The organism is Flavobacterium sp. J372 (genome assembly GCF_024699965.1).
GTDB lineage: Bacteria > Bacteroidota > Bacteroidia > Flavobacteriales > Flavobacteriaceae > Flavobacterium.
On sequence record NZ_JAJOMZ010000004.1, the window covers coordinates 2,523,087 to 2,542,811 of the forward strand.

Below are 19,725 nucleotides of genomic sequence, written 5' to 3' on the forward strand. Positions count from 1 at the left end.
GTACATAATATGTTAAATGTAATTATTACATTTACAAAATAAAAAGCATCTAAATAAACCCCTAACCAAACATGAAGAAATTAGTACTTCCATTTCTATTGCTCCTCCTGAGCTCCACCACAGCATTCGCACAGGAAGATGATCAGGATGACAAAATGACTCTTTCAACAGATTTCAATAAGTGGTCAATCGATGTTAATGGCGGCCTGAACAAGACGGGAAACCCGATGGCAAAAGGCTACTATATTAAAGCCACTAATTTTTTCCATGCAAACTTAGGTTTCCGTTACATGTTTAATCCCAAATTCGGTTTGAAATTCCAGGGAGGGTATGATGTTTTTAACAGTGCTGACGGTTCACTGCCTTTTGAAACGAAACTTATAACCATCAATATTCAAGGTTATGCCAACCTTGGCAGGATAATGGAATTTGAAACCTGGACGCAACGCATCAACCTTTTAGGACATACAGGTTTTGGAGTTGGCGAAATGACGGGGACAAACTTCATTGGGAAAGACCACATAGGTAATTTCCTGATGGGCCTTACTGCACAGTACAGAATATCTGACAGGATTTCACTTAATGGTGATATTACAATGATAAACAGCTTCCACCACCATAAAACGTGGGACGGCAGCATGTATGATAAAGATGCCAGTTCAGGCTTTGACAGCTCTTACTATACTGCCACACTGGGGCTTTCAATTTACCTGGGTAAACATCAGCAGCATGCAGACTGGTTTGTTGACGAAGAAAATGATGAGCTGGAAGACCTGCAGTCAAGGCTTGAAGAGCTTGAGACTATGATGAATGACTCTGATAAAGACGGTGTGCCGGATTATCTTGACGCTGAGCCAAACACAATTACCGGCGTTGCAGTTGACAGTAAGGGACGTACTATTGACAAGAATGAAAATGGCGTGCCGGATGAGCTTGAATCTTATATAGAGAACAAGAATAATGAGGTGAAACAAAGCGTAAACGCTGATATTGCTGAACTTATTAACAGTGGCTATGTAAATGTTTACTTTGACTTTAATAAAGACCAGCCGAATGCACAATCTGTAAACGGTATTAACTTCCTTGTTAAGCACCTGAAAGAAAATCCGTCTGTTAAGGCTGATGTAATTGGATATGCTGACGAAATTGGCGACAGTAATTACAACAAAGACCTGTCACGCAGGAGGTCTGAAAACGTAAGGAAGATACTTATGGATGCCGGAATTGACGGTTCTAGATTGAACATTGTAGGTAACGGTGAAGATACATCGGTTAACAAATCATCGCCTTATGCAAGGCAGATTGTAAGAAGGGTAACTTTCATACTGAAATAAGATTGTCAATAACTATATGAAAAGCCCCTGCGTTTTGCAGGGGCTTTTTTATTATCTTTAAAGAAAAAGCCCACAAAATGAATAACAGAGACGAAGCCCTGCTGCAGCTGCGCGGCGAGGCAATTGGCGAGATATTTCCGCAATCATCTAAAGACGAAATATTCCAGAACAGAACATTAAGGCCTATTTTAAAACTACAGAATGACCTTTTCATTGAGTCATTTATAAACTATGTCAACAAGTCTAAAAGTGACTTTTATAACATGGGTACAGAAAAGAAAATGGCTTTTATAGATAACGCCGTTCACAAGGATATTAAGTTCAGGAATGCGTTGAAAGGAATGGTTATGGCTATGTTTACCGTTGAAGAATTCAGGGAATACATCTTAAACTCTTCTGACCTGAACAAACGAATGATGAATATGCTTATTGAGAGGCTTAAAGACCAGGTACAGCTTCTTGTAAATCCCAAATAGCAAACTTTAAAATAACAAATTGAAATAAAAAGAAAAGCATTCGCTGGTAGCGAATGCTTTTTCTTTTTAATAGCTTATGAATGTTTATTCGGCTTTTGGTACAAATACCAGTATTTCTTCTACACCATCCATAAGTATAAGTTTGTCAGGGTCAATTTTCACCATATTCGCTTTATTTAGCGCATCAAAATAAGCAGTTTCAGTCGCCATGGCATCACACGCCATTTTAGTTGATATCACCTGGCTTACATTCAGCCCCATTTCATCATTAAGGTTGTATGAACCGCTGTAGGTGTTGCAGCCGCCATTTCCCATAATCTTATTGTCTGCAGAAAATGTGGCGTTGGGCAGCCCTTTACCGAATTGCGATGATTCCACAGCAGTTCCGTTGATAGATTGCAGCTGCCAGTTCTTTGAGGTAAGTAGTGCCATGGGGTCAGCTTCTTTGGTGCTTCCGCATGATGCAAGTACTACTGCAAATAATGTTATTCCGAGTAAATTTCTTAGATGTTTCATTGTGCTTAATTTAGTTGTTCACCCAAATTTAAGCACGGCAAGCGTAAGAATTTTAGTAATTATAATAACTTTAATATTTGCTAAAGCAAGCCATTATACTTTCGTGTAAACCATTCTGCAGCAAGTGACACGGCAAGAATTACCAACAGCCATATCCAGTCGATTAGCGGAGAACGTCGCACAATTTCCTTCTGCACAGGTTTATACACTTCATTATCTGCAAGCGCTTTTACCAATTCATCTGCCTGTGACGGAAAATACAGCTTACCGGTTGTATTATCAGCCGTTTGCTGCAGCCTGCCAAGATCAGGGTTTACAAACTGCTTCTCAATATCAAAATCAAGAATTTCGAAGCTGCCACTGTAGGTTGTGTTAGAGGTATTCTCTTTTACAGTAATGCCATATTGGCCCGCTGCAAGCCCGGTAAGGTTAACCCGGTATTCATTACCTCCCTTAAGGAAATCATAGCTCTTAACGGCTTTGGTGGCTTTATTGCGAACCTGAATAGTAAGGCGGGCATTCTCATCAAACTCATAGTTTTTGTTGAAATATTGTGCCGTAACAGTGATTGCATCGCCTGAATTATAAAAACTCTCATGTGCCACTACCAGTGATTTCTTCCTGCTGTTTGATGCCAAGTATTGAATGGTCTTGTCGATAAAAATGTCAAACTGATCAAATGATTTGGTGTTCAGGTGTGATTCCACCCGCCATTTCCAGATATTTTCGCCAAGCAGGAATGCGTTGCGCGACTGCCCCTCTTCCGTAAAAGCCATAAGCGGCCCGTCAAGCGATACGTTGCGTATGCGCGGTTTCAGCAGGGTATTAACCCCCGCCTTCACTGTAATATTACCAAACGGATGCTGGAGCGGCGGCATTCCGGAGAAGCCGATATCATCTAACGAGAACAGGTTGAACTGCGAATTGAAATCAGCCAGGTAATCTTCACGCTGTGATGTCATCCTGAAGCTTAATGCATCCTGGTACTGGTTGAGCAAATTAAAATCTGTATTGTTACCGGTTATCGTAAAAATGTTGACCTTAGCATTCTTGTTCAGTTCAAACAATTGCCTGAAAGTAACATCCGGCTGGTACAAAATCAGTACGTTATAATCCTGCAGCGATTTTACTTCTGAAGGTTTCAGGATGGTAACCTTCCGCTGCTGGTTAGTTTCTATAGAACGCTTAAGGGCACCAAGGTCAGGATGATTGATTGCAGATATAATAGCAACCTCTGTACGCTGGTCTATCACTTCAACTGCAAAATTCTTTACGTTGTTGTATTTATTCTTTTCCGCCTCTGCAGAAGATATAACCGCACGGTACGACTGTACACCTACCCTGTCAGCAGAAAGCAGCACAGAGACAGCCTGTGCACGTTTTGAAGGTGAAAATGTAATGTTTTGCTTATGCAACACAGTAGCGCCCTGCATAATGCTGTATACGGCATTAACTGTCTTTTTACCGCTGTACTGCAGAAAGGCTTCAACAGGAAACTTATTCTTCAGGAAAGCGTATTTATTTACATTGAGCTGGTCAACCTTCAGGTCAAGGAATGTTGTTGTGTCGCCTAAAACAACAGGGTAAACAGAAGTATTCTGCGGAAAGCTGTAAATGTAATCGTTGCCCATTGTCTGGTTTCCATCGGTCAGCAAAACTACAGGATAAGCCGTATTGCGGTACAGCTGCTTGAGGTTTTGCACAGCATTGTCAATCTGCGTCTGCCTGCCTTTAAAGTCAGCTCCATTGCCGCCTTTAAAATCTTCTGCGAAGAGAAACGGCTGTACATCATAATTTTCTTTCAATGAAGAATTACCTAGGATAGCCCCTGCTACATCATTAGAAGCCTTCTCCTGCCCAAGCAATGCTATTGATGAGGAATTGTCAATTAATACCGGTAGCGGTGTTTTAACGGTCTCAAATGTCTTGCGGGATATCACCGGGTTGATGAGCAGCACAAAAATGGCAAACAGTGTGATGAAACGCAAAGAAGCCAGGAAGAAAAGCAGCCTGCTCTTTTTCCCGGCCCTGAAAAGATATTGGTAAAACGATAAACCGAAAGCTGCGAGCGCAGAAGCTATAAGCAATAATACTGTGGTTGCAGTCATTTAAGTTTAACGTATATATAATCTATAAATTATGTCAGCATACCGCCGTCAACATTAAGCGTCTGGCCGGTAACATAGGCCGACATATCGCTTGCAAGGAAAACACATGCATTGGCAACATCTTCAGGCGTACCCCCCCTCTTCAACGGAATACCTTCTCTCCAGCCCTTTACAACATCTTCACCAAGCTTGGCTGTCATTTCTGTTTCAATAAAACCGGGAGCAATAGCATTGCAGCGTATGTTACGTGAACCCAGCTCAAGCGCTACCGATTTGGTAAAGCCAATAACCCCGGCCTTAGATGCCGCGTAGTTGGTTTGCCCTGCATTACCTTTAACGCCAACAACAGAGCTCATGTTGATGATAGAGCCGTGGCGCTGTTTAAGCATTGTTTTCTGAACGGCTTTTGTCATGTTGAAAACCGACTTCAGGTTTACTTCAATCACCTTGTCGAAGTCCTCTTCAGATATGCGCATAAGCAGGTTGTCTTTGGTTATGCCTGCATTGTTTATAAGGATGTCAACACCGCCAAATTCTTCAATAACATCATCAACAAGCTTTTGTGCCTGCTCAAAATTTGCAGCGTCACTCTGGTAGCCTTTAGCTTTTATGCCTGATGCTGAAAGCTCATCTTCAAGCGCTTTTGCAGCCTCGGCTGATGCGCTGTAAGTAAAAGCTACGTTAGCGCCGTGTTGGGCAAACACCTGTGCTATGCCACGGCCTATGCCACGGCTTGCACCGGTTATAATAGCTGTTTTTCCTTCTAATAATTTCATAGGTCAGTTTAGTTTGTTTTATAGTCGAAAGGCAAATATATAAAATGTTCGGGTTATCAATACCATATAAATTCTTTGTTTTACCTGATTTTACCAGTCAAAATTTCAATAAATTTGTTACTTAATCTTTTACACATGGCAACAACAATCTTAGGGCTGCGTACGGTAATTTACAGAGTAGGCGACATTAATAAAGCAAAGCAGTGGTATGCCGAAGCTTTTAAAACAGAGCCTTATTTTGATGAACCATTTTATGTAGGCTATAATATTGCAGGCTATGAGCTTGGACTACAGCCGGATGAAGCAGTAAAAGGCGACAACGTGGTAACATATTGGGGAGTTGAAAATATTGAGGCAGAATTTGAACGATTTATTTCACTTGGGGCAACTGAACATGAAGCGCCGCAAAATGTGGGAGGCGAAATAATGGTGACTTCTGTAAAAGATGAGTGGGGCAACGTGATCGGCCTGATTTATAACCCGTATTTTAAGCTGCCTTAAAATGCTAAAATCAATATTATTTATTGCAATTGGCGGTGCTGCAGGTAGTGTAATGCGTTACTTTACATCACTAGTGGTAAAGCACTATTTTTCAGGAAGTTTTCCTTTAGCAACATTTATCGCAAATATAGCAGGCTGTTTTCTTATAGGGATGTTTACAGGTCTTGCGCTAAAATATAACTGGACAGTAAATTCTAATATATCATTGCTCTTAATCACAGGATTTTGTGGAGGCTATACCACATTTTCAGCATTCGCAATTGAAAACGTGAGGCTGCTGGAAAACGGCAACTTTATCACATTTATAACCTATACAGCGCTAAGCATTTTTTTAGGAATTGTATGTGTATGGCTGGGGATTTTACTTACAAAGTAACCCGCCTCCGGATTTCATTACAAGGAATTTCGGCTTTACTACAAATCTCATTATCAAGTATTAAAGTTTTACTAAAGCATGACATTGGTTTGTGCATAATCTGTAATTTTGGTACAGATTCTTACAGGAAAAATAAAAATCCTTCAAGACAAATACAAACTGATTAAAGCTGATATTATGAAACTGGTTAAATTTTTTCTCGCACTCATCGCCGGACTCGGACTTGTTAAATTTCTAAGCTTTGTAGCTGATATTGACGGCTATGAAGAAGAGGAATATGAAGTTTATGACGAGGAGCATGACCATCCGCTATTTGTGTAGTCCGTCTTACTAATCCATATACAAGTGTAGTTTATTACTGCACTAAAATTTTATTGCCGTGTTTAACACGGCTTTTTTTATAAACATAATTTATCTGAAAGCCAATACTTAAGGCTTTGTTAATTCACGTATTGTTTTAAAACATTTAAGACAACGTTAGTATCGCCCCGTTTATCATATATGTAATTTAGTGATATCAAAAATTTAAAGATAATTGCCATGATAAACGAAGATCAAAATACCAATCCGGTTGAAGATAATAATGAAAGCCTCATTGATAAAAATTCAGCCAAAAATGATACCCAAAACTGGGATGAAAGAGAAATCATGAACCGGAACCCTCAAGGTACACGACCCGAGCATGAAAGGAGCAATCTTCTTGCAGATACTGAAAAAAGACAAGGTATGCCGGGCGGTCAAAATGATCCCGGAAAGCGTGACAATAAAGGAGATACCATTTAACATTTTCTTAACTAATATAATCCACATTAAAAATCGACAACGATGAGTAACAAAAAATTGATCTTAGGGATAGCGGCAGGAGTTGCAGCCCTGGCAGTAGTAGGTGTAGTATGCAAGCGTAAAGGTTATTTTGACGGCTTTTCAGGTAAGGCTGATGAGTTCGGTACCAACCTTAAAGACAAATTTGCCGGAATAAAAGAATCTGCAAAACAAAAATTTGATGAAGTTGTGCAAAAAGGCGGCGAGATTGCTGATAAAATCACGCATCATAGTGATTCACAAACAAGCAACACACAAACTGCCGGCAAAAGCACAGCCGGAAGAAATACTTCAACAGGAAATATAAACCCTGCAACTGCATAACAGCATAAACAGGTTTTTGTGAATGAAACAGGTCAACATTATGTTGGCCTGTTTTTTTATTTTAAAAAAATATCAGGGTCGCCCTTACCCTCGCGCACTACTTCAGGTTCAGGGCCCGAAAGGTCAATTATTGTTGAAGGCGTGTTATCACCATACCCTCCGTCAATCACGGCATCTACCAAGTTCTGCCACTTTTCAAAAATTAGTTCCGGGTCAGTTGAGTATTCCAAAACCTCATCTTCATCGTGAATAGATGTTGAAATGATTGGGTTGCCCAGCTGGCGCACAATCTCCAATGCGATGTTATTGTCCGGCACACGGATACCCACGGTAGTTTTCTTTTTAAACTCTTTCGGGAGGTTATTATTACCCGGCAAAATAAACGTATATGGCCCCGGCAGCGAACGCTTCAGTATTTTGAAGGTAGAAGTGTCGATTTGCTTCACATAATCGCTCAGGTTGCTCAAATCGCTGCACACAAATGAGAAGTTGGCCTTCTCCAGTTTAATGCCTTTTATGCGCGCCACGCGCTCCAAAGCTTTTGTGTTAGTAATATCACACCCAAGCCCGTAAACGGTATCTGTCGGGTAAATGATAATACCGCCATCGCGAAGTATCTTCACCACCTTGGCAATTTCTTTCTCATTCGGGTTTTCGGGATATATTTTGATAAACTGAGCCATTTTACTTTTGTTGCAGGTTTAAAATTTTAAAGTTACAAAGTTGTGGGGAGAGGATTGTTAAAGTGAAGTCAAAAATTTCAAGTAAGCAACGAATAAGAAGTAAGATAAAAAATTTGAATCAAAATGTTGACTGTAAGATATTTATATTTAACTTTAACAAACACTTAACAATCTAATCCTTACCGTTATGAAAACACTTACTTATTGCTTTCTGATTTTGATCACTTCAATTTGTTATGGACAGGAATTTGGTGTAACAAAAGATACTCTCATTTGCTCGAATGATTTTTTGATTGTGGAAATAGAACTGAAAACAGACAATTTGCAAACACGGGAAAATAAAATAACGGCAGAAATTGTATATGCTGAGTCTACCCTTGTTGCAGGTTCCGCAAGTATATTTATCGATCCTGTCGATTTAGCAGAAAAAAAGGGAAAGCAGCCATTAATTATTAAAATGAACAATGATGAATACAAAAATAAGGTTAGTAAAATTGTAATTCTTTTGAAAGTTAAAACCATAGCAGGTGATACAATTGTTTCAGGGACTATTGAAAGGAAAATTGTTATAAATGTAAAACATTCACAAGTTCAACAATATAGATACCTTGCATATGTAGGTACAAATTTTGATTTAGTTGATGGAATAAAGGCAAAAAATTTATTCTTTGCAACAAATGTTTATCTGCCACCATCTGAAAAATGGGATCTTGGCATTTACACAAGTGTTTATGGAAACAGGACAATGACTTTTAAGGACTCTGTTGCTGATCAAAGAAGGATATATCAAATTGGAACCGATCCTGCAACAGGAGAAAGATTTAAAATTGAAGAATCCTCAACAAGGGTCTCTAATGTAATTTCTGATAATATTGGTGCATACTTTTCACCACTTTTCAGTATTGGGCTTCCAAAATTCTTTGATAAGCAACTAAAAGTTTTCTTTTCACCATCTCTTGAATTTTTATGGAGAAGAAGAACTTTCACTATAACCCACTCGAATAGCCAGCGACTGGCTCCTCAACCATTAGGAGAAACACCCGATCGTGGCGACATTATCTATTCATTACCACAGTCACAAACCATTTCTTCTAATATATATGATTTCAATATGAGTTATTTTGGCCTTTTTTTTGCTCATGAAAATGAATCTATCAGCATCAGACTTCATTTTAGCCTTGGTCGCGTCAGGCGATTTATGTCTCCTAATAAAAACTATAGCCCTGCAGAAAATCAAGAGGCCTGGGAAAATTACGATGCGGAAAATGATGACTTTTTTGGAGGCAAATTATGGATTACAGAGCGTAATTCGGGCATAACACTTCAGGCTGAAATAATAAATTATTCCGATAAACCTAATCCGTTTTTTGGCGTCACATTATCCAAAGCACTTGATTTCGGTAAAATAGGGACTATTTTTAGTCCTTTGTCAAGAACGAAGAGCTAAAGGCTCCTACCCCACCACATCCAGCTTCGCGAACCGCAGCAATAACTTCTTAATCCCGCCCACATCAAAGCGAATTTCGGCTTTTTTGTCGGCGCCCACGCCTTCAAGGTTAAGGACCTCGCCTTTGCCGAAACGCTCGTGCATTACAATATTGCCAATGGCAAGCTTGCTGTCAGTTATTGGTGCAGTCCCCACGCGTCCGGGCGTAGCAACAGGCTTTAGGCGTCGTATGTTGGTATCCGGCTTTGGCTCGTTATCGGTAATCCATTTTGGCGGTGTGCCGCTAACCGGTTTGTTCAGGCGCAGTTTCGACTTATCTACATCGCCGAAAATATCGGTATTGATCATCGGCTTATATCGATAGCCGCTGTCTTCCGGCGTCAGGTATTCAAGAAAGGTATCTGTAATCTCTTCAATAAAGCGCGATGGTTCACTGTCAACCAGCTTGCCCCAACGGTAACGCGACTGCGCATAGGTAAGATATGCCTGGTGCTCGGCACGTGTAAGGGCTACGTAAAACAGCCTCCGCTCCTCTTCCAGTTCGCTGCGGGTGTTCATGCTCATCGCACTCGGGAAAAGGTCTTCCTCCATCCCTACTATGAAAACATACGGGAACTCAAGGCCTTTCGCCAGGTGAATAGTCATCAGCGCTACGCGGTCATCATCACCTGTATCTTTATCAAGGTCGGTTGCAAGCGCCACATCTTCCAGAAATTCTGATAATGCGCCACGGGCACCGTCAATTTCCTTTTGTCCTTCTATAAAATCACGGATACCGTTCAGCAATTCCTCAATATTCTCAATACGGGCAATACCTTCAGGCGTTGCGTCTTTCTTTAGTTCCTGTATAAGCCCGGTCTTTTTGGTAACATGTTCGGCAAGGTAAAAAGCATCATAGGTTTCATTAAGCACCTGGAAACTCTTTATCATCGTCACAAAATCCTGAAGCTTGTTCTTGGTACCGCTATTCAGGCGGAGATCAATCTTATCGATGTTCTCCATCACCTCAAAAATCGAGCGTTTGTAGTGATTGGCAGCAACAGTGAGCTTCTCAATGGTGCTGTCGCCAATACCACGTGCAGGGTAATTTATTACCCGAATAAGCGCCTCCTCGTCTTTCGGGTTGATGACAAGCCTTAAATATGAAAGGACGTCTTTAATCTCTTTACGCTGGTAGAAAGACAAGCCTCCGTAAATGCGGTACGGAATGTCGCGTTTACGCAACGCATCTTCCATAGCGCGCGACTGGGCATTGGTACGGTATAGTATGGCAAACTGGCCGTTGTTCAGCTGGTTGCGCATCTTCTGCTCAAAAATCTCTCCGGCTACAAAACGCCCTTCTTCAGCATCGGTAAGGCTGCGGTGCACTTTTATCTTATGGCCTTCATCATTGGCCGTCCAAACCACTTTATCAAGCTTGGTTTTGTTCTTGTCGATGATAGAGTTGGCAGCCTCCACAATATTTTTGGTAGACCGGTAATTCTGCTCCAGGCGGTACATCTGCACATCCATATAATCCTGCTGGAAGTTCAGGATGTTGCTGATATTGGCTCCCCTGAAAGCATAGATGCTCTGCGCATCATCACCCACCACGCAAATGTTCTGGTAACGGTCGCTCAGCGCACGCACTATAAGGTACTGCGAGTGATTGGTATCCTGGTACTCATCAACCAGTATGTACTTAAAACGTTCCTGGTACTTGGCAAGCACTTCCGGGAAACGGTTAAGCAATTCGTTGGTGCGCAGCAACAGGTCGTCAAAATCCATTGCTCCGGCTTTAAAGCAACGATCTACATAGTTCTGGTATATTTCCCCCAGCCGCGGCTTTTTAGCCATAGCATCGGCTTCCTGCAGCTCAGGGTTGTTGAAGTAAGCTTTTACGGTAATAAGGCTGTTTTTGTATGATGATATCCTGCCCAGTACCTGTTTCGGCTTATAGATGTCCTTATCTAGCTGCATCTCTTTAATTATGGCAGATATAAGGCGAACGCTGTCCTGCGTATCATAAATGGTAAAGTTAGAGGGAAAGCCCAGCTTATCAGCCTCAAAGCGTAGTATTTTCGCGAAAATAGAGTGGAATGTCCCCATCCACAGGTTTTTTGCCTCGCTGTTGCCTACAATATCGGCAATACGCTTTTTCATTTCGCGTGCAGCCTTGTTGGTAAAGGTAAGCGCAAGGATGTTAAAGGCATCAACACCCTGGCTCATAAGGTAGGCAATACGCATGGTAAGCACCCTTGTTTTACCTGAGCCTGCTCCTGCTATCACTATCATCGGGCCGTCTTTTTGCAGCACGGGCGCCTGCTGCGCATCATTAAGCTGGCTTATATATTTGTGGATATCCATAACTGTAATTGTACCCGCAAAATTAGCGATTTAAACTGAATTTTTATGTCAGTAACATCCGCTCAAAATATCATTTGCACGTATTTTCAGGAACTGATTTTGCCGTAACGGTTAATTGCTTATTTTCGCTATACTTTTTGCAGCTGTGGCTGCGTTATTAAACCAACTAAACTTTTTTATATGAACGCCGACAAAATCCTTGAACTTATATTTTACGTACTCCCTGCCCTGATTACAGGTGCGGTGGCTTATTATTTCTTTAAAATGCATACTGATAATGAGGAAGGCCGCCGCCGATACCTCATCCATAAAGAAGCGCAGAAGAATGCCCTGCCGCTAAGGCTACAGGCTTATGAAAGGCTTACGCTTTTCCTGGAAAGGATTAACCCGGCCAAGCTGCTGATTCGCATTACGCCGCAGTCAACCAATAAGTTTGACTATGAAGAATACCTGGTATCGCAGATTGAGGTGGAATACGAGCACAACCTGTCACAGCAGATTTATATCTCGTCAGAATCGTGGGATATCATCACTACTGCCAAGAATGCTACGATACAGATGATCCGCAAGACCAATATGAGTGAGCGTATAGATTCTGCACAAAAACTGCGCGAAACGATATTGCAAGACCTATTCGACAAGCAAAGCCCGAGCAGCGTTGCCATTGCTCACCTTAAGAATGAAGTTTCAGGATTGTGGGTTGAATAGATTTTTCGATTGCTCGACTAGTCGATTCTTCGATTGAGTGTAGCGGTTCCCCTTTTGATAGTGGTTGGGTATATTAATATCAAGAGTCAGACTTCACAGACAGCTTATGGCTTTTGCCTTGTGGCTATTGGCTTAATAACCTCTCGTTTATCCTCTTCACCAATCCCGGCCCTTCATAAATAAACCCGGTATAAAGCTGAATTAAGCTTGCACCTGCTTCGAGTTTCTCAAAGGCATCTTCGGGTGAATGTATGCCCCCTACTCCAATTATCGGAAAAGCTTTACCGCTTTTCTCCGAAAGGAAACGTATCACTTCCGTCGATCGTTTTGCCAGCGGCTTACCGCTGAGCCCGCCGTTCTGGTGGCGGTTCTCCGACTGCAGGCCATCACGGCTTATTGTGGTATTAGTCGCAATAACTCCTGCGATAGCTGTTTCTTTTACAATATCAATGATATCCAGCAACTGCCCGTCTGTTAAATCCGGTGCTATTTTCAGCAGTATCGGTTTGGCTTTCGGTTTGCCATTATTTTTTTCCTGAAGTGTTGACAGCAGCTTCGTCAGCGGCTCTTTATCCTGAAGCTCGCGAAGGTTGGGTGTGTTAGGCGAACTCACATTCACAACAAAATAATCTACATAATCATAGAGCGCATCAAAGCATATTTCATAGTCTGAAATCGCATCTTCATTTGGGGTGTCCTTATTCTTGCCGATATTCCCGCCGATTAAAACATGTCCTTTGCCTTTAGGATTAGCTTTGAGCCTTTCAACAGCAGCTTGTACACCCCCGTTATTAAAACCCATACGGTTGATAATGGCGCTGTCTTCCCTCAGGCGGAAAAGCCTTGTCTTTGGGTTGCCTTCCTGCGGTTTTGGCGTAAGCGTACCAATCTCGATAAACCCGAATCCGCAGTTGGCCAGTTCTTTATACAGCTTCGCATCTTTATCAAGCCCTGCCGCCAGCCCCACCGGGTTTTTAAATTTCAGCCCGAAAACCTCACGCTCCAGCTGTTTGTCCTCAACATTATAAGCTGACCTGAACATCGCCGGAACTCCGGGAACAGACTGTAAAAAACGTATGGACGAAAAGGTAAAGTGGTGCACTTTTTCAGGGTCAAACCTGAAAAGCAGCGGGCGGATTAGTGATTTGTACATGGTTGTTGTGTTGTTCACCGCAAAAATAAGAACTTTAGACTATAATATCAGTTTTAGCATTTTCAAATACAGTTCAAATTATTACCTTTGAAGAACATCCCCTATTTGATTACTATTTATGTCCGACCAAAAGGTTAATGATACCACATTGCCTGATTTCCTGTCATCTGAAGGTGAACTGGGGCAGCTTATACGCGAATTTAACTGGGCGGAAACACCCTTAGGCCCAATCAGCAGCTGGTCGCAAAGTCTCCGGACAACCATAAACCTCATGCTGAATTCCACCAACCCTATCTGGATTGGCTGGGGACCTGAAAATACTTTTCTGTATAATGATGCTTATATCGATGTATTGGGCATAAACAAGCACCCCTGGGCATTGGGCAGGCCTGCATCTGTGGTTTGGGAAGAGATATGGGACGTGTGCGGCCCAATGTCAGACAAGGTTTATAATGAAGCAAAATCAACCGTTGGTGAAGATGTGCAGCTTTTCATGAACCGCGGCGACTTTATGGAAGAGGTTTACTACTCGTTTAATTACAGCCCTGTATTTGATGAAAACGGCAAAGTAAGCGGCCTTTTCTGTCCCAATTTTGAAACCACACCCAAGATACTAAGCGTACGCCGTACAAGGACGTTATCAGAGCTTGCAGGCAAAGCCCTGGCTGAAAAAACTATTAATGCGGCATGTTCTACGGCTGCTGCAACTCTTGCAAAAAATAAGGAAGATATACCGTTTGCGGTTATCTATCTGCTTGATAGTTCCGGAAAGTGCGCCATAAGGAAACAAATTACAGGTCTTGAGCAGGATCACTTATATTTTCCTGAAAAGATAGATTTCTCTAAACCTGAAAAATGTGCCACACAAACAGCAATTGAGCGGGTTTGTGAAGGTTCAGCCTTTACCGTGGCCGACTATGGCAACACTGATATGTTACCGCTTGGCATGGCCGGCGAAAGGATTACCTCTGCTGCAGCCTACCCACTGGTAGTTTCAGGCAGGCCCATAGGCGCTGTGATATTTGGTATGAGCCCGAATTTACGGTTTGACAATGAATATTCCACCTTTTTTGAAATGGCATCGGCACAGGTGTCAAAAGCGCTGCAGAATGCCACTGCAATAGAAGATGAGCGCCGCAGACTTGAAGAAATGGCCGAACTTGATAAAGCGAAAACAGCATTCTTCAGCAATATAAGCCATGAATTCCGTACGCCGCTTACGCTTATGCTTGGCACGTTGGAAGACCTCATGCAGAACTATTCGCTAGACGTTAAAGAACAGCAAATTGTTGAAACTACGCACCGCAATGCTCTCCGATTGCTGAAGCTTGTAAACACGCTGCTTGACTTCAGCCTTGTAGAAAGCGGCAGGCTAAAAGCAAGGTTTGCCCCCGTTAAACTTTCAAAGCTTACAGAAAACCTTGCAGGCAATTTCCGCTCTGTAATTGAAAAAGCCGGGATGAACTTTAGCGTTGAGGTTTCAGATTTAGGCGAACCCGTATTTGTTGACCGCCAAATGTGGGAGAAAATTGTTTTCAACCTTTTGTCCAACGCTTTTAAATATACCCTGAAGGGCAGTGTTACCCTGAGCCTGCAGAAAGATAGCGGCAATGTAGTGCTGAAGGTAACAGATACCGGGCTTGGCATCCCTAAAAAAGAACTGCCGAATATGTTCAGCCGCTTCCACAGGATACACAGCGTTACAGGTCGCAGTTATGAGGGTTCGGGCATAGGGCTTTCCATGATAAGAGAGCTTGTATTGCAGCACGGCGGGGATATAAGAGTAGAAAGTATTGAAGGCAAAGGCAGTACCTTTACGGTTACAATTCCGCTGGGCAGCGGCCACCTGCCGCAGGAACAGGTTTACGATGCGGAAAATATTGCAGAAGAAACAGTCTCAGGCCACTATGTAACTGAAGCAGGCACTTTGCTTGATATTGACAATGAAACGAAACAAAATAAAAACAGATTATTTAAAGATACTATCCTTATAGCTGATGATAATGCCGACATGCGCAGGCACCTTTCTTCCATCCTTGAAGACGAGTACAACATCATCACTGTCGCAAACGGCAAAGAGGCGCTTGATACGGCTGGTCACATGAACCCGGCGCTTATACTCAGCGATATCATGATGCCTGTAATGGATGGCATTGAAATGCTGAAGGAGATAAAAAAGAACCCGATTACAGCGATGATACCTGTTGTGCTGCTTACTGCGCGTGCAGGAGAAGAGTCGCGCATTGAAGGTTATGAAACAGGCGCTGATGATTACCTTGTTAAGCCGTTTTCTGCCAAAGAGCTTACGGCGCGCATACGTTCACAAATAAAAATTACCAAGACCAGAGACCATATACGTAAACAGCTGCACAACGTCTTTATGCAGTCGCCAATGGCGGTAAGCATTTTACGCGGAAGCGATTTTGTTATAGAAATGGCAAACCCATACATGCTTGAACTGTGGGGTAAAGACTTAAATAAAGTTTTAAATAAGCCAATAGCTGAAGCCTTGCCGGAAGCCGTTGACCAGGGTTTTGACAAACTTCTGACACAGGTGTTTGAAACCGGTGAAAGCTACATTGACGAAGAATGCCCTTTTTATCACCAGAAAGACGGCAGTAGAAAGGAGTTGTATGTAAAGTTCATCTATAAGGCCATGTATGATGAAGATAATAACCCGGCAGGTATAATAGTTGTGGCACATGATGTTACGCAACAGGTAATCTCGCGAAAAGCCGTAGAAGAAAGCGAGGCTAAATTCAGGCATCTCATAAGGAAGGCGCCTATGGGCATCATTATCGTGAAAGGCCCTGACCTTGTTTTTGAAGAAGCTAATGACCGCTACCTGCAATACCGCGGCAAAACAGCCAAACAGATTATTGGCAAACCTATGACTATAGCCATACCGCAATTAAAGGGCACTGCTATAGAGAAAAACGCTCTAACATTGTTAAATACCGGTAAAGAGCAAATTCACAAAGAAGTAGCGGCTGAAGTTGAGAAAGACGGAAAGATTGAAACGAGATATTTTAATTCCATTTTCCAACCGCTTATAGAAGGTGATAAAGTTACCGGCGTAATAATGATAATTGACGATGTTACTGAAGAGGTGATTGCACGCAAACTGAAAGAGCAGAATGAAAAAGACCTGCAGCTTGTGCTTGAAACCATGCCGCATATGGCTTTCAGGGGTGATGCTAACGGTAAAATCAATTATTACAACCAAAAATACTATGAGTATACCGGGCTTACCTTTGAGGAGGCGAAGAATGACGGCTGGCGTAAAGCTATTCACCCCGATATGCTAGATAAAATGGCTCGTGACTGGCAACAGGCAATAAAAGATGGGGTTGAGTATGGTGAAACGTTCCTGATAAGGCGAAAGGATGGCATGTACCGCTGGCACTTATCGCGCGTGGTGGCACTGCATGACGAGCAGGGAAATGTTACCCAATGGGTGGGTACAATGACAGATATACATGACCAGAAAATATTCAGTGAAAAGCTTGAAGCGATGGTAAACCACCGTACTGAAGAGCTGCACAGGTCTAACACGCTGCTGGCCAGAAAAAATACTGAGCTGGAGCAGTCTAACCGCGAACTGGAGTCTTTCAACTACATTGCAAGCCATGACTTGCAGGAGCCTTTGCGAAAAATACGTACATTTATAAACATGCTTGGCGATGGCGCCCGAAATGAAAACTTTGAAACCTATCTTTCAAAAATTGACTCTTCAGCCGAGCGTATGTCGCAGCTTATAAATGCCGTACTGTCTTACAGCCGCCTTTCAGGATCCAGCGACAATTTTGTACAGACAAACCTCAACGAGATACTGCGCCATGTAATTACAGACTTTGAACTTGTAATTGAAGAGAAAGGGGCTATCATAGAAAGTACAGACCTGCCAGCAATTGATGCAGTGCCATTTCAGGTGAATCAATTGTTTTGCAACCTGATAAGCAATTCTTTAAAGTATAGTACCAGGAAACCTGTTATCAAAATCTCCTCAACGGTTGTCCATGGGTATGATATACCTGAATTTATAGGTAAAGAGATTGGGCAAAAATTTGCCGAAATACGGTTTACCGATAACGGAATTGGGTTTGAAGAGCAGTACAGCCGCCAGATATTCAAGCTTTTCCAGCGCCTGCATGGCCGTACAGAGTATAGCGGCACAGGAATAGGCCTAAGCATCTGCAAAAGGATTGTTGATAAGCACAACGGCTACATTCGTGCAGAATCGGTATTGGGAGAAGGATCAACTTTCATAATTTTGCTTCCGCTGAAACAAAATAACCGCTAATACTACATATACATAAATTTAAAAATTAATGCAGCATATTATAGACCGCTTTATAAGCTACGTAACTGTTGATACAGAAAGTGACCCTAACTCAAACACAACACCAAGCACTGCCAAGCAATGGGACCTGGCCAACCAACTGGTTGAAGAGCTTAAAGCCATTGGCATGCAGGATGTAACCATTGACGAGCATGCTTATATTATGGCGACACTGCCATCAAATGTAGAGCATGACGTGCCTGTGATAGGTTTTATTTCACATTTTGATACCACGCCTGATTTTACTGGAGCCAATGTAAAGCCACAGATTATAAAAGATTATGACGGTGGCGATATCATCCTCAATAAAGAGCAGGATATTGTACTATCTCCTTCATATTTCAGTGATTTGCTTCAATACAAAGGGCAGACCATTATCACTACTGACGGCACTACCCTGCTTGGCGCTGATGATAAAGCCGGCATTACAGAGATTGTTACCGCAATGGAATATCTTATTCAGCACCCTGAAATAAAGCATGGAAAGATACGTGTTGGCTTTACACCTGATGAAGAAATCGGCCGCGGAGCACACAAGTTCGACGTGGCAAAATTCGGCGCTGAATGGGCATATACAATGGATGGCAGCCAGATTGGCGAACTCGAATATGAGAACTTCAACGCTGCCGGAGCAAAAATTACTTTTAAGGGAAAAAGCGTCCACCCGGGTTATGCCAAAGGGAAAATGATCAACTCTATGCTTTTGGCAAACAAGTTTATCTCAAAACTGCCGAAAGAAGAAGTGCCCGAGCGTACCAGTGGTTATGAAGGTTTCTTTCACGTTACAGGAATCAGCGGAAGCATTGAAGAAACTACGGTGCAGCTTATCATCCGCGACCATGACAAACGCCGGTTTGAAAAGCGCAAGGCATTAGTAAAACAAATTTCAGATAAGATTAACCGTAAATACAAAAAGCAGTTTGGCGGTGACATTGCAGTTTGTGAAATTAACGACCAGTATTTCAACATGAAGGAAAAGGTCGAGCCTGTAATGCATATTGTTGAAATTGCCGAGCGTGCCATGAATGAGCTGGGCATAAAGCCAATCATCAAGCCAATACGCGGTGGGACGGATGGTTCTCAGCTTTCATACATGGGCCTGCCCTGCCCGAATATTTTTGCCGGAGGGCATAATTTTCACGGAAAGTATGAGTATGTGCCGGTTGAGAGTATGCAGCGTGCTGTAGAGGTAATAGTAAAGATTGCCGAAATCACCGCTGAAAAGAAATAGCATGGAAAAGGAAGTAAAAGTCTGGGATAAGCAGCATGAATGGGCTGTAGAGATTGAAAGCCTTAAAACCATACTCGCGAAAACCCAGCTGGTTGAAACCGTGAAATGGGGTGCGCCGGTTTACACTTACAATGGTAAAAATGTGGTAGGCATCGCAGGCTTTAAAAACTATTTTACGCTTTGGTTTTACAAAGGTGTTCTCCTGAAAGATGAAGCAGGGAAATTGGTGAGCGCCGATGATAAAACCAAATCGCTGCGGCAATGGAGGTTTGCATCAGTAAATGAGCTTGATGAAAAACTAATTCTTCACTATGTGAATGAAGCCATTGAAATTGAGAAAGCCGGGCTGGCCATTAAACCGGAGAAGAAAAGTAATGCAGTACCTGAACTGTTGCAGCAGGCATTAGGCGAAAATGATGAACTAAAGGCTGCCTTCTCAAAACTCACTCCAGGAAAGCAGCGTGAATATTCAGAGTATATCGCTGAAGCCAAACAGGAGAAAACTAAATTATCCCGACTTGAGAAGATAAAACCTATGATATTGGAAGGCAAAGGCCTTAACGATAAATACAAATAAAAAAA

The 19,725-nt window shown here is 42.3% G+C and carries 18 protein-coding genes; 12 read left to right on the top strand and 6 right to left on the bottom strand.

Annotated features, from left to right (window positions below):
• Window positions 1–71: 71 nt before the first annotated feature.
• Entirely contained in the window at window positions 72–1,334 is a 1,263-nt protein-coding gene (locus tag LRS05_RS12460; protein WP_257868618.1) for an OmpA family protein, read from the top strand.
• 77 nt (window positions 1,335–1,411) lie between these two features.
• Entirely contained in the window at window positions 1,412–1,810 is a 399-nt protein-coding gene (locus tag LRS05_RS12465) for a glyoxalase (RefSeq protein ID WP_257868619.1), read from the top strand.
• An 84-nt stretch (window positions 1,811–1,894) separates the two neighbouring features.
• On the opposite strand, the gene LRS05_RS12470 is transcribed toward LRS05_RS12465, so the two are convergent.
• From LRS05_RS12470 to fabG, 3 genes are all read right to left on the bottom strand, one after another.
• The gene (locus LRS05_RS12470) at window positions 1,895–2,326 is read right to left on the bottom strand and encodes an META domain-containing protein (protein ID WP_257868620.1); all 432 of its coding nucleotides are present in this window, start codon (window positions 2,324–2,326) and stop codon (window positions 1,895–1,897) included.
• A gap of 80 nt (window positions 2,327–2,406) precedes the next feature.
• Window positions 2,407–4,434: a hypothetical protein gene (locus LRS05_RS12475; RefSeq protein WP_257868621.1), complete on the bottom strand. Its 2,028-nt coding sequence runs from the start codon at window positions 4,432–4,434 to the stop codon at window positions 2,407–2,409.
• 29 nt (window positions 4,435–4,463) lie between these two features.
• Window positions 4,464–5,210 carry a 3-oxoacyl-[acyl-carrier-protein] reductase gene (gene fabG / locus LRS05_RS12480; protein ID WP_257868622.1) on the bottom strand — a complete coding sequence of 249 codons (747 nt, stop codon included), beginning with the start codon at window positions 5,208–5,210 and terminating at the stop codon, window positions 4,464–4,466.
• 135 nt (window positions 5,211–5,345) lie between these two features.
• On the opposite strand from fabG, the gene LRS05_RS12485 reads away from it, so the two are divergent.
• The 5 genes from LRS05_RS12485 (at window position 5,346) to LRS05_RS12505 (ending at window position 7,233) form a co-directional block, all read left to right on the top strand.
• Window positions 5,346–5,711, top strand: coding sequence for a VOC family protein (locus LRS05_RS12485; RefSeq protein WP_257868623.1), 366 nt, complete (start codon window positions 5,346–5,348; stop codon window positions 5,709–5,711).
• 1 nt (window position 5,712) lies between these two features.
• The gene (gene crcB / locus LRS05_RS12490) at window positions 5,713–6,087 is read left to right on the top strand and encodes a fluoride efflux transporter CrcB (RefSeq protein WP_257868624.1); all 375 of its coding nucleotides are present in this window, start codon (window positions 5,713–5,715) and stop codon (window positions 6,085–6,087) included.
• A 177-nt stretch (window positions 6,088–6,264) separates the two neighbouring features.
• Entirely contained in the window at window positions 6,265–6,408 is a 144-nt protein-coding gene (locus LRS05_RS12495; protein WP_257868625.1) for a hypothetical protein, read from the top strand.
• Between the two features lie 219 nt (window positions 6,409–6,627).
• Entirely contained in the window at window positions 6,628–6,870 is a 243-nt protein-coding gene (locus tag LRS05_RS12500; protein ID WP_257868626.1) for a hypothetical protein, read from the top strand.
• A 42-nt stretch (window positions 6,871–6,912) separates the two neighbouring features.
• Window positions 6,913–7,233: a hypothetical protein gene (locus LRS05_RS12505; RefSeq protein WP_257868627.1), complete on the top strand. Its 321-nt coding sequence runs from the start codon at window positions 6,913–6,915 to the stop codon at window positions 7,231–7,233.
• Between the two features lie 56 nt (window positions 7,234–7,289).
• Here the strand turns inward: LRS05_RS12505 and LRS05_RS12510 are convergent, their stop codons facing one another.
• Complete coding sequence (locus LRS05_RS12510; RefSeq protein WP_257868628.1) at window positions 7,290–7,916, bottom strand: L-threonylcarbamoyladenylate synthase; 627 nt, start codon at window positions 7,914–7,916, stop codon at window positions 7,290–7,292.
• A 187-nt stretch (window positions 7,917–8,103) separates the two neighbouring features.
• On the opposite strand from LRS05_RS12510, the gene LRS05_RS12515 reads away from it, so the two are divergent.
• Window positions 8,104–9,363 carry a hypothetical protein gene (locus LRS05_RS12515; protein ID WP_257868629.1) on the top strand — a complete coding sequence of 420 codons (1,260 nt, stop codon included), beginning with the start codon at window positions 8,104–8,106 and terminating at the stop codon, window positions 9,361–9,363.
• A gap of 6 nt (window positions 9,364–9,369) precedes the next feature.
• Here the strand turns inward: LRS05_RS12515 and LRS05_RS12520 are convergent, their stop codons facing one another.
• On the bottom strand, window positions 9,370–11,709 hold the full coding sequence (locus LRS05_RS12520; protein ID WP_257868630.1) for an ATP-dependent helicase: 2,340 nt from the start codon (window positions 11,707–11,709) through the stop codon (window positions 9,370–9,372).
• A gap of 180 nt (window positions 11,710–11,889) precedes the next feature.
• Here LRS05_RS12520 and LRS05_RS12525 point away from each other — a divergent pair, with 180 nt between their 5' ends.
• Window positions 11,890–12,417 carry a hypothetical protein gene (locus LRS05_RS12525; protein ID WP_257868631.1) on the top strand — a complete coding sequence of 176 codons (528 nt, stop codon included), beginning with the start codon at window positions 11,890–11,892 and terminating at the stop codon, window positions 12,415–12,417.
• Between the two features lie 124 nt (window positions 12,418–12,541).
• Here LRS05_RS12525 and LRS05_RS12530 read toward each other — a convergent pair whose 3' ends face one another.
• The gene (locus LRS05_RS12530) at window positions 12,542–13,570 is read right to left on the bottom strand and encodes a quinone-dependent dihydroorotate dehydrogenase (RefSeq protein ID WP_257868632.1); all 1,029 of its coding nucleotides are present in this window, start codon (window positions 13,568–13,570) and stop codon (window positions 12,542–12,544) included.
• 118 nt (window positions 13,571–13,688) lie between these two features.
• Here LRS05_RS12530 and LRS05_RS12535 point away from each other — a divergent pair, with 118 nt between their 5' ends.
• The 3 genes from LRS05_RS12535 to LRS05_RS12545 are packed head-to-tail and all read left to right on the top strand — an operon-like array spanning window position 13,689 to window position 19,720.
• The gene (locus LRS05_RS12535; RefSeq protein ID WP_257868633.1) at window positions 13,689–17,873 is read left to right on the top strand and encodes an ATP-binding protein; all 4,185 of its coding nucleotides are present in this window, start codon (window positions 13,689–13,691) and stop codon (window positions 17,871–17,873) included.
• 28 nt (window positions 17,874–17,901) lie between these two features.
• Window positions 17,902–19,143, top strand: a complete 1,242-nt coding sequence (gene pepT, locus LRS05_RS12540; protein WP_257868634.1) for a peptidase T — start codon at window positions 17,902–17,904, stop codon at window positions 19,141–19,143.
• A gap of 1 nt (window position 19,144) precedes the next feature.
• Window positions 19,145–19,720: a YdeI family protein gene (locus tag LRS05_RS12545; RefSeq protein ID WP_257868635.1), complete on the top strand. Its 576-nt coding sequence runs from the start codon at window positions 19,145–19,147 to the stop codon at window positions 19,718–19,720.
• The last annotated feature ends 5 nt before the right edge of the window (window positions 19,721–19,725 follow it).